This is a genomic window from Streptomyces sp. NBC_00209 (assembly GCF_045206345.1).
Lineage (GTDB): Bacteria > Actinomycetota > Actinomycetes > Streptomycetales > Streptomycetaceae > Streptomyces.
This window is the reverse complement of record NZ_CP108121.1, coordinates 3,093,113-3,107,142: the sequence shown is the minus strand read 5'-3', so window position 1 is coordinate 3,107,142 and position 14,030 is coordinate 3,093,113. Positions and strand designations below refer to the sequence as shown.

The following is a 14,030-nucleotide window of genomic DNA, read 5'->3' as shown; positions in this document are numbered from 1 at the left end:
CCCCGGCATGCCCGTCTGTTGTGGGAGCGCTCCCATCGCCGTCTTCTTCCGTCCCCACGACGAAAGGCCCTCGGTGAACGCCTCCTCACCCCCCTCCTCCGTCCGGCGCCGACGGCGGGCGCTCGGCGTGCTGGCCGCTGCCGCGCTCTGCGGCGGGATTCTCAGCGCGCCCGGTGCCGTCGCCGCCGACGGCGACCCCGCTCCGGAGCAGATCACGAATGGTGACTTCTCCGCGGGGGTCGCGCCCTGGTGGTCGACGGCCAATGCGCCGGTCGCCGTCGTGGACGGGCGGCTGTGTGCCGACGTTCCTGGCGGGACCGCCAATCCGTGGGACGCGATCGTCGGGCAGAACGACCTGCCGCTCGTCGCGGGGGAGGCGTACACCCTTACGTACACGGCGAGTTCGACCGTACCGCTGTCCATTCACACCAACGTGCAGATCGCGACGGAGCCGTACACCACCGATCTCTCCGCGACCGATCAGATCGGGGCCGAGGCGACCGTGCACACGCACGTCTTCACCGCCGCCGCCGACCAGGACGCCGCGCAGGTCGCCTTCCAGGTCGGCGGAGGCGCGAACGCGGCGACCTTCTGCGTGGACGACGTGTCGCTGCGCGGGGGCGCCGAACCGCCCGTGTACGAGCCCGACACCGGGTCGCCCGTGCGCGTCAACCAGGTCGGCTATCTCCCCAAGGGCCCGAAGACCGGCACCCTGGTCACCGACGCGACCGACCCGCTGCCGTGGGCGCTGAAGGCGGCCGACGGGACGACTGTCGCGAGCGGGACGACCAAGCCCGGCGGCGAGGACCCGACCTCGCGGCAGAACGTGCACACCTTCGACTTCAGCGACGCCACCGCCACCGGCGACGGCTTCACGATCGAGGCGGACGGGCAGGTCAGCGAGCCCTTCTCGATCCGGGCGGACCTCTACGACAGCCTCCGGTCCGACTCGCTGGCGTACTTCTACCAGAACCGCAGCGGCATCGCGATCGACGCGGACCTGGTCGGCGAGGAGTACGCGCGCCCGGCCGGGCACCTCGGTGTGGCGCCGAACAAGGGCGACACGGACGTGCCCTGCCAGGCGGGCGTCTGCGACTACCGGCTCGACGTGCGCGGCGGCTGGTACGACGCCGGGGACCACGGCAAGTACGTCGTGAACGGCGGCATCGCGGTCGCCGAGCTGATGGACACCTACGAGCGCACGCTGACCGCCGACGGCGCGGAGGCGGCCGAGCTGGGCGACGGCGCGCTGCGGGTGCCCGAGCACGGCAACGACGTGCCGGACATCCTGGACGAGGCGCGCTGGGAGCTGGAGTTCCTGATGCGCATGCAGGTCCCGGCCGGGGAGCCGCTGGCGGGCATGGTCCACCACAAGGTGCACGACGCCAACTGGACCGGCATCCCGATGCGGCCCGAACTCGACCCGGAGCAGCGCGAACTGCACCCGCCGACGACCGCCGCGACCCTGAACCTCGCCGCGACGGCCGCCCAGTGCGCCCGCCTGTACGCCCCGTTCGACGCGGAGTTCGCGGCCCAGTGCCGTACCGCCGCCGAGACGGCGTGGGCCGCCGCGAAGGCGCATCCGGCGGTGTACGCCAGCCCGGCCGACGGTGTCGGGGGCGGGACGTACGAGGACAACGACGTGCGCGACGAGTTCTACTGGGCCGCCGCCGAGCTGTTCACCACGACCGGCGAGGACACGTACCGGCAGGCGCTGCTGGACTCCCCGCTGCACGGTGACGTGGACGCGGCCTTCCCCGCCGACGGCGGGATGTGGTGGGGCGGCACCGCCGGGCTCGGCGTGCTGACCCTGGCCACGGTCCCGAACGACCTGACGGCCGCCCAGCTCGCGGACGTACGGAACGTCGTGACGACGGCCGCCGACCAGTACCAGGCGCAGACCGAGGACCAGCTGTACGGCGTGCCGTACGCGCCCAAGGACCTGAACTACGCCTGGGGTTCGAACAGCCAGGTCCTGAACAACATGATCGTGCTCGCCACCGCCGCCGACCTCACCGGTGACGCCGGATACCGGGACGCCGTGCTGCGCGGCGCGGACTACCTCTTCGGGCGCAACCCGCTCAACCAGTCGTACGTCACCGGTTACGGCGAGCGGTACTCGCAGAACCAGCACCACCGGTTCTGGGCGCACGAGTCCGACCCGTCCCTGCCGCACCCGCCCGCCGGGTCCCTCGCGGGCGGGCCCAACCTGACCGCCCCGACCTCGGGCGACCCGGAGGCCGCCTCGAAGCTCAAGGGGTGCGCGGCCGCGATGTGCTACCTGGACGACAACGGCTCGTACGCCACCAACGAGGTCGCCGTCAACTGGAACGCCCCGCTGGCCTACATCGCCTCCTACCTGGACGACGCGGGCGACGCCACGGGGCCGGAGCGGGCCTGCACGGTGACGTACTCCTCGCACCCGTGGAACACCGGCTCGACCACCACGGTCACGGTGAAGAACACCGGCGGCAAGGCCGTCACCCCGTGGTCCCTGACCTGGCTGCTGCCCGGCGACCAGAAGCTCAGCCACACCTGGAGCGCCGAACTCGGCCAGTACGGAAGGACGGTGACGGCCACGCCGCTGTCCTGGAACCGGACGCTCGCACCCGGAGCCTCGATCGACTTCGGGTTCAACAGCAGCCGCACGGGACCGGCAGCCGACCCGGGCACCGGGAAGCTGAACGGGCGGGCCTGCACCGCCGGTTGATGACCGGGCGGGGGCGGGAGTGGACGTAGGTCCTCCCGCCCCCGTTCACTTCGTCACGTCAACTCCTCCGGCAGCGGCGAGGCGTGAAGCACCGTCAGGCCGGAGACCGCACGGGTCAGCGCCACGTACAGGCGGCGCAGGCCCGTGCGTTCGTCCGGTTCGCCGTCGACCACGGCGGCCGGTTCGTCCAGCACCACGTAGTCGTACTCCAGGCCCTTCGCCAGCGAGGCCGGGACCAGGGTCAGCCGGGACTCGGCGGTCGTCTCCTGGCCGGGGGAGAGGTACGTGTGACCGGCCGCCGTCAGCGCGTCGGCCAGGGCCGGAACGCGGGCGTCGGCGGCGATCAGGCCGATCGACCCCTCGTGCGTCAGGGACTCCTCGCAGGCCGCGACCACCGCCGCGTCCAGGCCATCGACGCCCACCTCCCGTACGGACAGCGAACCGGGCGACTCACGTACCGACTCCACCGGCGCCAGCCCCGGCGAGATCACCGGGAGCAGCCGCGAGGCGTACGCGATCACATCGCGCGGCACGCGGAATCCGGCCGTCAGCTCCTCCACCAGCGCGTCCCCCTTGCCCAGGTGGTGCAGCGCCTGCTCCCAACTCTGCGTCGACCAGGGCGTCGTGCCCTGCGCCAGGTCGCCGAGGACGGTCGCCGAACCGGTCGAGCAGCGCCGGCCGACCGCGCGGTACTGCATGGGGGAGAGGTCCTGCGCCTCATCGATCACGACATGGCCCAGCGAGTGCGTACGCGACACCAGGTCGCCCGCCTCATCGATCAGCACCGCGTCCGCCGTCGACCACTGGGCGGTCTTCACGCTGCGGGCGGGCTTGAGCCACAGGATCGCCTTCTGCTCGTCCTCGGAGAGCAGCCCCTCCGCGTGCTCCGCCAGGAACTCCGGGTCGGACAGCAGCCGCAGGACCAGCTTCGCCGGTTCGACGGCAGGCCAGACCGCCTTCACGGCCGCCTTCACGGCGGGGGTGCGGGCCACCGCGTTCTGCACCCGGTCGTCGGGCGCCTCGCCCGCCTCCTCCATCCGCACCAGCACGGCGTGCGCGATGCGCTGCGGCAGCGCCTCGTGCGCGGCGCCGTACCGCATGTCCCGGGCCAGCAGTTCCTGGACCATCTCCTCGATCTCGTACGCCGGTACGCGCCAGCGCCGCGAGCCGCGCACCACCATCACGGGCTCGGTCGGCGGGGTGACGTGCGAGCGCAGTGCGCGCCGCAGCACCTCCGCCATGCGGGCGTCGCCCTTGACGACGGCGGCCGGGGCCTCGTCCGTCCCCCGGACCTCGATGTGCGCGGTGACCAGGTCCTCGACGGTCGCCTGCTTGACCTCCAGCTCGCCGAGGGCCGGGAGCACCTGCTCGATGTAGTGCAGGAAGGACTGGTTCGGGCCGACGACCAGGGTCCCGGTGCGGGCCAGGCGCTCGCGGTGCGCGTACAGCAGATACGCGACCCGGTGCAGGCCGACGGCGGTCTTCCCGGTGCCGGGGCCTCCCTGCACGCAGACCGTGCCGCCCAGCTCGCTGCGGACGATCTCGTCCTGCTCCGGCTGGATCGTCGCGACGATGTCCCGCATGGGGCCGACGCGGGGGCGCTCGATCTCCGCCTGGAGCAGCTTGCTCGTCTGCTCGGCCTCGGCGGGGTCGGTCAGGTGCTCGTCCTCGTACGCGGTGAGGTCGCCGCCCGTGTAGCCGAAGCGGCGCCGGCGGCCGACGTCCAGCGGGTCCTTGCGGGAGGCGCGGTAGAAGGGCTGGGAGACCGGGGCGCGCCAGTCGATCACCATCGGGTCGCCCTGCGCGTCGTGCACATGGCGGCGCCCGATGTAGAACTGCTCGCCCTCCGCGCCTTCCGCCTCCGCCGCCCCGACGATGTGCAGATAGTCCAGGCGCCCGAAGAACAGGGGGGTGTGGGCCAGGTCCGCGAGCGACTTGATGCGCTCGTCGATCTGGGCCTGGAGCACCGCCGCGTTCACCCAGTTCGCGGTGACGTCGCGGATGTCCAGGGCCTGGGCGTCCTCCCGCATGGCGCGCAGCGCGGCGCGGGACGCCGCGAGATGGGCGCGTTCATGGGCGAGGGGGTCGGTGGTGGTGTCGCTCTCGAATTCGTGCGCGGGCACGGTGTTGCCTCCGGCATTCAACGCAGGACGACGGACCGCGTCTCACCCTTGGGGGGTGTGCGGTCCGCTCGGGGATCGATCGTGCGTACGGTTGTCGGCCGGTTTCCGTCCGGTCGGCGGCGCTCCCCCGGCTGCCGGAAGGGCCCCTTGGGGGCCGCCGGTACCACGGTGCGGGAGGCGGGCAGACCGGGGAGTGTACCGGGGGGCGGGGGGTGGGCGCGAATGGTTTACGGGGGTGGGTCGTCCCTCCCGTAGGGGATGCCGTGCGACCGCAGGCGTACGCGGGGGGCGTCGCGCTTCCGTCTGCGGGGCGACGCCCCGGCGTATCCGTCCGGAGCACCATGGATACATGAGCACCGTCACCCTTGACCCGCGAAGGACCGGGGCCACCGCGGCCCCCGGCCACCCCCACAACCGCGCCTCCGGCGCCCTGCGTGCCGTGAAGGTCTTCGCGCAGGCGGCCTTCGGCGTCGCCGTCCTCGGCGAGTACGCGGAGGAGGCGGGGGTGCGGCGGCGCTGACGCCGCACCCGTGCCCCTCCCTCAGCTGTCCGACAGCAGCTCGTCCGCGTCCACGATGCGGTACGCGTAGCCCTGCTCGGCCAGGAACCGCTGACGGTGCGCCGCGAAGTCCTGGTCGATCGTGTCGCGCGCGACGACCGAGTAGAACCGCGCCTCGTGCCCGTCGGCCTTCGGCCGGAGCACCCGGCCCAGGCGCTGGGCCTCCTCCTGGCGCGAACCGAAGGTCCCCGACACCTGGATGGCGACCGTGGCCTCCGGCAGGTCGATGGAGAAGTTCGCCACCTTCGACACCACGAGCACGTTCAGCTCGCCCTGACGGAACGCCTCGAACAGCTTCTCGCGCTGCGCGTTGCTCGTCTCGCCCTTGATCACCGGGGCGTCCAGATGTTCGCCCAGCTCGTCCAGCTGGTCGATGTACTGCCCGATGACCAGGGTCTGCTCGCCCTGGTGCTTGCGCACCAGCGCCTCGGTGACCTTCCGCTTCGTCGCGGTCGTCGCGCAGAACCGGTACTTCTCCTCGGCCTCGGCGGTCGCGTACGCCAGCCGCTCCGAGTCCGTGAGGTTGACCCGGACCTCGACGCAGTCCGCCGGGGCGATGTAGCCCTGCGCCTCGATCTCCTTCCACGGGGCGTCGAACCGCTTGGGGCCGATGAGCGAGAAGACGTCCGACTCGCGGCCGTCCTCGCGGACGAGGGTCGCGGTCAGGCCGAGGCGGCGGCGGGCCTGGAGGTCGGCGGTGAACTTGAAGACGGGGGCGGGGAGCAGGTGCACCTCGTCGTAGATCACGAGGCCCCAGTCGCGGGAGTCGAACAGCTCCAGGTGCGGGTAGACACCCTTCCGGCGGGTCGTCAGCACCTGGTAGGTGGCGATCGTGACCGGCCGGATCTCCTTGCGCGTGCCGCTGTACTCGCCGATCTCGTCCTCGGTCAGCGAGGTCCGCTTCACCAGTTCGTGCTTCCACTGGCGGGCGGAGACGGTGTTCGTGACCAGGATCAGCGTCGTCGCCTTGGCCTGCGCCATCGCGCCCGCGCCGACGAGCGTCTTGCCCGCGCCGCAGGGCAGCACGACGACGCCGGAGCCGCCGTGCCAGAAGCCGTCGACGGCCTGCTGCTGGTACGGGCGCAGCGCCCAGCCGTTCTCGGCCAGCTCGATCGCGTGCGCCTCGCCGTCGACGTAACCGGCGAGGTCCTCGGCGGGCCAGCCCAGCTTGAGCAGCGTCTGCTTGACCTGGCCGCGCTCGGAGGGGTGCACGGCGACCGTGTCCGGGTCGAGCCTCGCCCCGACCAGGGGCTGGACCTTCTTCGACCGGAGGATCTCCTCAAGGACCGGCCGGTCGGTCGTCGTGAGGACGAGCCCGTGCACGGGGTGCTTGGACAGGGTGAGGCGGCCGTAGCGGTCCATCGTCTCGGCGATGTCGACGAGCAGCGCGTGCGGTACGGGATACCGGGAGTACGTCACGAGCGCGTCCACGACCTGCTCGGCGTCGTGCCCGGCCGCGCGGGCGTTCCACAGCCCGAGCGGGGTCAGCCGGTACGTGTGGATGTGCTCGGGCGCCCGCTCCAGCTCGGCGAACGGCGCGATGGCCCGACGGCAGGCGTCGGCCTGCGCGTGGTCGACTTCGAGGAGGAGGGTTTTGTCACTTTGGACGATTAGGCAGGACACGCATACCTCCGCGAATAGGGTTGTCGCCGTGACAGACACCACACCTGCCATGGCTCGGGCTATGCCCCGTGCCCGGCGCCGGAAGGGCGTACCGGCCGACGCGCCGGGGATGCGCGCCGCTATCTATGTTCGCCTATCGCGTGAAACGGACGAGACGACTTCTCCTGAGCGCCAGAGAGCGGCATGCGAGGCGCTGTGTGAGGCACGTGGCTGGGACGTCATATTCATCGAGGAGGACATCGATGTCTCCGGCTTCTCGCGGGGGCTTGATCGGCCGGGCCTGCAACGCATCCTGACCAGGCTCGCTGAGCTGGACGTGATCGTGTTCTTCAAGATCGACCGACTTGCGCGCTCGACGGTCGACTTCGCGGAGATCATGCGACTCGCCGAGCACCAGAACGTGGCGCTCGCGTCGGCGACGGAGCCGCTCGACCTTACGTCGGCCATGGGCCGGGCCATGGCGAAGGTGATCGCGGTCTTCGCGGAGCTGGAGTCCGACACCATCGGCATGCGGGTGTCCAGCGCGCATGAGCACCTGCGCCGCGAGGGCCGCTACACCGGCGGTCGGGTCCCGTACGGGTACCTGGTCATCCCCAATCCCAACGGTGCGGGCAAGGTCCTCGCGGTCAACGAGGACGAGGCCAGGACGATCAAGCGGATCGTGGAGCGGGTCCTGGCCAAGGACTCGCTCATGCAGATCATCAACAATCTGAACAGGGAGGGTGTTCCTTCCCCGGGCCACTCCTCACGCCAGACCACGGGCAAGCGCAGCGACTCCAAGCAGTGGTACACGACGACGCTGCGGAGCTTGCTGGCCAACCCCCAGTTGCTCGGTCAGGTCATAGAGGACGGAAAGCCGATCCTGCGGACGGACGGTCTCCCTCTGGTCAACCGCCCGCCGATCCTCGACACGGACACCTGGCAGATACTCCAGGACGAGTTGGAGCGCCGGGCCAACCCCGGTGACAAGCGCCGAGAGGGGACGTCGCTATTGCGCGGCGTTATGCACTGCGGCGTCTGCGGGGAGCGCATGTACACCTTCAGTGGGCGCAACGGTCAGCTTCGGTACCGGTGCATCGGCCCTCTGAAGTACCGCCAGCGGGCGGCGAAGGGGGAGGAGAAGCCGGGCGTGAAGTGCTACGGGCCGACTGTGGCGGGGGTGACCACCGAGGAGTACGTCACCGAGCAGTTCCTCGCGGAATACGGGCACCTTTCCGTGATGCGGACGGTCCAGGAGGCGGGCGAGGACTTCCGGCCGCAGATCAGGCAGGCCGAGGACGCATTGTCCGATCTGCAAAAGGATCGATACGACCGGGGCCTGTTCAAGGGCGACGACGGAACGATCCGGTACACGGCGCAGTACGCCAATCTGGAGGAGCGACTGGCGACCTTGAAGGAGAGACAGCGAACGGCGAAGCCGGGCGGCATGAAGGCGGAGCCGACCGGCGAGACGCACGCTGAGCAGTGGAAGCGCTCGGACGTGGCCGGCAAGCGAGATCTGCTGTTGAACGCGGGAGGCTACGTGGAGGTGGCACCCGCGCGGCGCGGCGGCAAGAAGTTGGACACGTCGCGTCTGTCGGTGCACTTCGGCGAGGAGGGGCACATGCGGCGGGCGGCAGCGGTGAAGGAGAGCGCACAGGGGACCGAGGCAGCTGTCAGCCCGGGCTGACGCCGACGTCATCGAACACACGCGGGGTCGCCCTCACCGGACGGACGCAGTGGGGGCGCCGCCGTCTCGAGTCAGTTCAGGCGGCGTACTGGTGGACTCAACTCGACGCGGCAATCCTGGCTCAGCACACCTCGAGGCACGCACACGACACCATGCCGTCATCGGGAGCGGACGAGCTGACCAAGCTAGCGGGCCTCCGCGAGGCCGGCATATTGACCCCGGAGGAATTCGACGCGCAAAAGTCTCGCATCCTCGGTCAGTGAATCTGCGTCCACCTGCTCCCGCAGTTCAGTGGGCGATGCGCGCGCCCTACTCCGCCAGCTCCGCCACGCCCGTGATCCGGTGCAGCGGGTACGTGCGGATCTCGTCCGCCGTGTGGTCGTACGCCGTCACATAGCCGCCCTCCACGCGGACCGGCGCGATCACGCGCTGGCTCGCGGCGCCCTCCGCGTTGACGTAGCCGATCCACACCGCGGAGCCGGTCATCGCGGCGGCCTGGACGGTGACCAGGGTCTCCGCGGCGGTGGTGCGGGGCAGTGCGCCCGGCGGCGTCGCGGCGGCGGTGTCCTTCTGGGCGTGGACGACCGTCGCCGCGTCGTCCCCGGCCCGGATCGCCCGGACCGCCGCGCCGAGCAGGGTGGTGTCCGGCACGGGCGGGCCCTCGGGGACGGGGGCGGGCGCGGACCGGGGCGGGGTGCGGTGGGCCCCGGCCCGGGTGATCAGGACGTCGCCGTCGGCGGACTCCGCGGCGGGGGCGTACCCCATCTCGCGCAGCCCGTCGAGCAGGGACGCCGGATCGGCCCGGGCCGCCAGCACCGTCGGCGCGATCCGGCGCAGCCGCAGCGCGGCGGACCGCTTGTCGGCCAGGATCTCGCCGAGCACGGTCTCGTCGTCGCAGCGCACGTACGAGGACGCGGCGCCGATCCGGAGGTGCCCGTGGCGGCGGGCCACGTCATCGATGAGATAGCTCAGCGGCTGCGGCACCGGCGTACGGCTGTGCGTGGCGAGGAAGGCGTGCAGGTCGGCGGCGGTCTGCCCGGCGTCCAGGGCCCGGCGTACGGACCCGGGCGTGAAGCGGTACACCGTCGCCCCGCCCTTGGACTCGACGTCCGCGAGCGTGCCGAGCAGGTCGGCCAGCGGGCGTTCCAGCGGACCGGGCGCGACGGCCGTCAGGTCGGCCTGGAGCAGGACGTGGTCCAGGGGCTCCGGCAGCAGCGGGGCGAGCAGCCCGGCGGCCTTCGCGGGCCCTTCGGTGAGCAGGGCGCGCGTCTGGGCGGCGAGCGCGCCGCGCCCGGTGATGCCCAGGAACTCCGACTCGTTCAGCGTCCACAGGGCGATCCGGGACCGCAGATCCGTGGTCCCCTCGGCGGCGGCCCCGCGCAGCGGTCGCTCCCAGCGGAGCCGGGCGAGCACGGACTCGGGGTCGGGCGCGGTACCGGCGGGCAACGCGTCGAGCAGGGCGAGGACCCGGTGGCGTACCTCCGGTGCGGCGGAACGGTCCAGGTCAGGGCCGAGCGTGGACAGCGCCCGCCCCTTCGCGTCCAGGCCGCCGACCAGGCCGGAGGTCCGGGTCGCGGTGAGCCAGGCCGTCGCGAGGGAGACCCAGCGCTCCTGCGCGGGCAGCTCCAGCCACTCGTCGGACGCCGGCGTCGGCGCGTACCGCTCGTCCGCCTCGCCGTCGGAGGCCAGCAGCCCGGCCGCGTAAGCGAGTTCCACCCAGAACGCGGCGGCCGGTTCCGGGGCGTCCAGCGCGGCGGCCGTCTTCCGCAGCTCCCGCACGCTCAGCCCGCCCGCGCGCAGGACGGCCGGGCCGCCGCCGTTCCAGTGCTTCAGCAGCTCCTCGACGGTCGACACCGCCAGGTACGCCTGGCCGGCCGCCGCGCTGTCCACAGCCTGTGGATCGCGTTCGGCGACGGCGGTCACGACCGGGGGCCGGGGCTCCGGCGTCCGGTGGGCGCGCCCGGCCCGCAGATGCAGCGCGGCCTCGCGCGGCAGCACGACGGTCCGGGTCGAGACGGGCAGCAGCAGCCCCCGGTCGCGCAGCCACTTCACGGGCGCCGTCGGATTCGGCGTGACCTCCCCGTACGGCGGCCCCCACACGAGCCGGTCGAGCACCGCCAGGGCCTCCGTGGGCGCGGTGTCCAGCAGCTCGCCCATCCGGGCGCGGTCGGTGAACAGCCCGGTCAGGGCCGCCACCGCGGACACCGGGTCGTGCGTGGCGGGCAGCCCGGCGGCGGCCAGGATCTCCTGGAGCCGGCCGGGCGACATGCCCGCGGTGGCCTCGGCGACGGTCGGCCCGAGGCCGGTGGGGGAGGGGTGCTGCGGCGACGGCGACAGCAGCTCCCGCGCCGTGCGTACGAGCCGGAGCCGGTCGTCGTCGCCCCACACGAGCGCCTGCTCGCGCAGGGTCCCGAGCGCGCCGGGCAGCGCCGCCACGATCGCGGCGCCCGCGTCGTCGCGCTGCTCGCCGTCGTCCTGCCCGTCCCCGGTCAGCAGCCCGAGCAGCGTCTCGTACGGTGCCGGGTCGGGCGCCACCGCGAGCGCCTCGGCGGCCTGGAGGGCGAACCGGTCCAGGCGTTCCAGGGCGCGTACGACGGACGCGCGGGTGCCCGCGCGCGTGGCGAGCTGCGTGATGTCGCCCGGCACGGGGGAGAGGAGATCGGGCCGCGCCCGCAGCAGCCAGGCCAGTGACTCGTCGTCCCGGGCGCGCAGCGCCTCGGCGAGCGTCCGCGGTGGTGTGGTCGTCCCCATCCGCCCCACGGTAGCCGCTCCGGACAGCCCTGAGGGCGCTACCGTCGGTGCAGGCCGGTGGCGGGGAACCGAGGGGAAGCGACGCGTGGGGATCGAGAGCGACCAGCTCGTCTACGACTATCTGAGCCGGGTCGGCGACCTGGCCCAGCAGCAACAGTTGCCGTCGGGCGCCCGAATGCGCCTCGTCGCGGAGCTCCGCACGGAGATCGACCGCCGCCGTGAGGCGCAGGGCGCCCACACCCCCGGCCAGGTCCGCCGCCTCATCGGCACCCTCGGCACCCCGGACGAACTGGTGGCGGCGGCGGCGAGGACGGGGGCGTCGGAGACGCCGGAACCCCGGGAAATCCCTGAACCGCGTCGCGCGAGTCTTCGGGGCCGGGGGCGGCGGGGGGCGGATGCGGATGCGGCCGGTCCGCGCCGGGCGGCCCCGGACGCCGGCGCTCCGGTGCCGCGGCAGGCGGGACCGGACGACTCCGACACCTCCGCCCCGCACCGGCTGGGCATGGACGAGCTCGGGGCGGACGCCGGTGACGGCGAGTGGTGGCGGGACGAGCCCGGGCCGTTCGGTGAGACGGGGCCCGGGGCGTTCGGCGAGTTCGGCCCGGGTACGGAGGTGCCGGGGTTCCGGGGCGGCGTCGAGATCCCGGCGCTGCTGCGTCCGCCGGAGGCGGAGGAGGAAGAGGAGCCGGAGGAGGAGGCGGAGGAGGAGGCGGAGGAGGAGGCGCCGGACGAGGAGGCGGAGCCGGAGGCGCCTCCGGAGAAGGCGCGCCGCCGGTTCCGTCGCGCCCGCCCGGTCCCGGTGGCCCCCGAGGCGGCTCCCCGCCGGGGCTTCGGCCACCCCGTGCTGCTGCTGGCGGCGGCCCTCCTCGTGGTGGGCGCCGCGATGGGCTCCCTGCTGGCCCTCGCGGGCGGCTGGCTGCTCGCGTACAGCTCCCGCAAACTGTCCCGCGCGGAAGCGAAGTGGGCCGCGATGGGCCTTCCCGGCGTGGTCGCGGCGGCCGCCCTGGTCTGGCTCTGGGGCCGCATGGACGGCCGCTGGGGCACCCCGATCCCGGAACACGGTATGAAGGACGCTCTGGGCGACGTATGGCCGGTCACGGTACGCGCGGCGGCGGTGGCGTCAGCGCTGTTCCTGATGTGGCGGGCGAGGCGGAGGTAGCAGGGGGCGGCCCGCCGGGTCCGTACGGCGTTCAGAATGGGGGTATGACTTCCTCGCCTCTGACGGTCGGCTTCGACCTGGACATGACGCTCATCGACTCCCGCCCCGGCATCAAGGCCGCCTACGAGGCCCTCGTCGCCGAGACGGGCACCCCGATCGACACCGATCTCGTGGTGAGCCGCCTCGGCCCCCCGCTGGAGCACGAGCTCGCGAACTGGTTCCCCGCCGCCGACGTCCCCGCCATGGTGAACCGGTACCGGGCGTTGTACCCCACGTACGCCATCGAGGCGTCCCTCGCCCTGCCTGGCGCCCGGGAGGCGATCGAGGCGATACGGGAGCGCGGCGGCCGCACGATGGTCGTCACCGCCAAGTACGAGCCGAGCGCCAAGCTGCACCTGGCCCACCTCGGCATCGAGCCGGACGTCATCGTGGGCGACCTCTGGGCGGAGCAGAAGGCCATCGCGCTGAAGGAGCACGGCGCCACGGTCTACGTCGGCGACCACATCGGCGACGTCCGAGGCGCCCAGGCCGCGAACGCCGTCCCGGTGGGCGTCACGACGGGCCCCTGCGACGCGGAGGAACTGCGTACGGCCGGAGCACACACCGTCCTCGCCTCCCTCACCGAACTCCCCGCCTGGCTGGACGCGTACACGAAGCGCACCACGCGCTAACGCGCCCCGAACAGCTCCCGGAACGCTCTGGCCCGTTCCCCGATGATCCGCATGCGCGCGTCCCACTCTGGCCCCTGTGCGTGGGCCGGGTCGGTGGTGATCTGGCCGTCGTGCTTCCGGTAGAGGAGCCCCACCTCACCGAGGAACCAGCCGGGGCTGAAGGCGTCGAGTCCGAGCAGCAGTCCGGTGTCGCCCGAGGCCGGCAGGGCGGTCCAGCCGCCGAGGGCGACGATGAGCTGACGGCGTACGCAGAGGGTGGCCGGGTGGACCTGTGCCCGGTGGTGCAGCTCCCAGTGGGCGAGGACGTCGCCGGGCTCGACCGGCCCCTCCGCCGGGTCCGGGAAGCCGACGCGGCTGCCGTCCGGCATCAGGTCCAGGACGGCCGAGGTGACCCATCCGACCTCCGGCCGCTCGGTCAGCACCCGGATGTCCCGGGCGAGGGCCCCGTCGGTCAGCAGGTCATCGGCGTCCAGCGTCTTGACGAGTTCCCCGTACGACCGCCCCAGCGCCACGGTCTGCGAGACATGCGGCCCGCCGCGCCGGGAGGAGGCGACCTTGATACGGGGATCGTCCGGCAGGAACTCCGCCGCCCCGACCCCCGCGCCGTCCTCCTGTATCAGCCACTCCCACTCCCACCCCTCGGGCAGAACCTGTCCCGCGAGCGAGTCGTACGTCTCCCGCAGATACGCGAGCCCGGCCCGGTGGACGGGGGTGATGAGGGACAAGAGGTGGGTCATGAGCGGCCTTCCGGGCAGAGGAACAACA

At 72.7% G+C, this 14,030-nt stretch carries 10 protein-coding genes; 6 read left to right on the top strand and 4 right to left on the bottom strand.

Features of this window, described 5'->3' with window-relative positions; translation table 11 throughout:
- Nucleotides 1-73: 73 nt before the first annotated feature.
- A complete protein-coding gene (locus tag OG867_RS13880) occupies nt 74-2,710 on the top strand; it encodes a glycoside hydrolase family 9 protein (protein ID WP_406285480.1) in 2,637 nt (878 codons plus the stop codon).
- 53 nt (nt 2,711-2,763) lie between these two features.
- On the opposite strand, the gene OG867_RS13875 is transcribed toward OG867_RS13880, so the two are convergent.
- The gene (locus OG867_RS13875) at nt 2,764-4,833 is read right to left on the bottom strand and encodes a HelD family protein (protein ID WP_406285477.1); all 2,070 of its coding nucleotides are present in this window, start codon (nt 4,831-4,833) and stop codon (nt 2,764-2,766) included.
- Between the two features lie 349 nt (nt 4,834-5,182).
- Between OG867_RS13875 and OG867_RS13870 the strand changes: the two genes are divergently transcribed.
- Nucleotides 5,183-5,353 carry a hypothetical protein gene (locus OG867_RS13870; protein ID WP_406285475.1) on the top strand — a complete coding sequence of 57 codons (171 nt, stop codon included), beginning with the start codon at nt 5,183-5,185 and terminating at the stop codon, nt 5,351-5,353.
- Between the two features lie 21 nt (nt 5,354-5,374).
- Here the strand turns inward: OG867_RS13870 and OG867_RS13865 are convergent, their stop codons facing one another.
- The gene (locus OG867_RS13865) at nt 5,375-7,066 is read right to left on the bottom strand and encodes a DNA repair helicase XPB (protein WP_406285473.1); all 1,692 of its coding nucleotides are present in this window, start codon (nt 7,064-7,066) and stop codon (nt 5,375-5,377) included.
- Here OG867_RS13865 and OG867_RS13860 point away from each other — a divergent pair.
- On the top strand, nt 7,044-8,684 hold the full coding sequence (locus OG867_RS13860) for a recombinase family protein (protein ID WP_328901488.1): 1,641 nt from the start codon (nt 7,044-7,046) through the stop codon (nt 8,682-8,684). The two genes, OG867_RS13865 and OG867_RS13860, sit on opposite strands and share 23 nt — an antisense overlap.
- 152 nt (nt 8,685-8,836) lie before the next feature.
- Nucleotides 8,837-8,947, top strand: a complete 111-nt coding sequence (locus OG867_RS13855) for an SHOCT domain-containing protein (RefSeq protein ID WP_406285470.1) — start codon at nt 8,837-8,839, stop codon at nt 8,945-8,947.
- 46 nt (nt 8,948-8,993) lie between these two features.
- Here OG867_RS13855 and OG867_RS13850 read toward each other — a convergent pair whose 3' ends face one another.
- Nucleotides 8,994-11,435 carry a helicase C-terminal domain-containing protein gene (locus tag OG867_RS13850; RefSeq protein WP_328901489.1) on the bottom strand — a complete coding sequence of 814 codons (2,442 nt, stop codon included), beginning with the start codon at nt 11,433-11,435 and terminating at the stop codon, nt 8,994-8,996.
- An 85-nt stretch (nt 11,436-11,520) separates the two neighbouring features.
- On the opposite strand from OG867_RS13850, the gene OG867_RS13845 reads away from it, so the two are divergent.
- Together OG867_RS13845 and OG867_RS13840 are read left to right on the top strand one after the other, a co-directional pair.
- Nucleotides 11,521-12,594, top strand: coding sequence for a hypothetical protein (locus OG867_RS13845; protein ID WP_406285467.1), 1,074 nt, complete (start codon nt 11,521-11,523; stop codon nt 12,592-12,594).
- Between the two features lie 44 nt (nt 12,595-12,638).
- A complete protein-coding gene (locus OG867_RS13840) occupies nt 12,639-13,265 on the top strand; it encodes an HAD family hydrolase (protein ID WP_406285465.1) in 627 nt (208 codons plus the stop codon).
- Here OG867_RS13840 and OG867_RS13835 read toward each other — a convergent pair.
- Complete coding sequence (locus OG867_RS13835) at nt 13,262-14,002, bottom strand: glycosyltransferase (protein ID WP_328901492.1); 741 nt, start codon at nt 14,000-14,002, stop codon at nt 13,262-13,264. The genes OG867_RS13840 and OG867_RS13835 overlap by 4 nt on opposite strands.
- Nucleotides 14,003-14,030 lie beyond the last annotated feature (28 nt).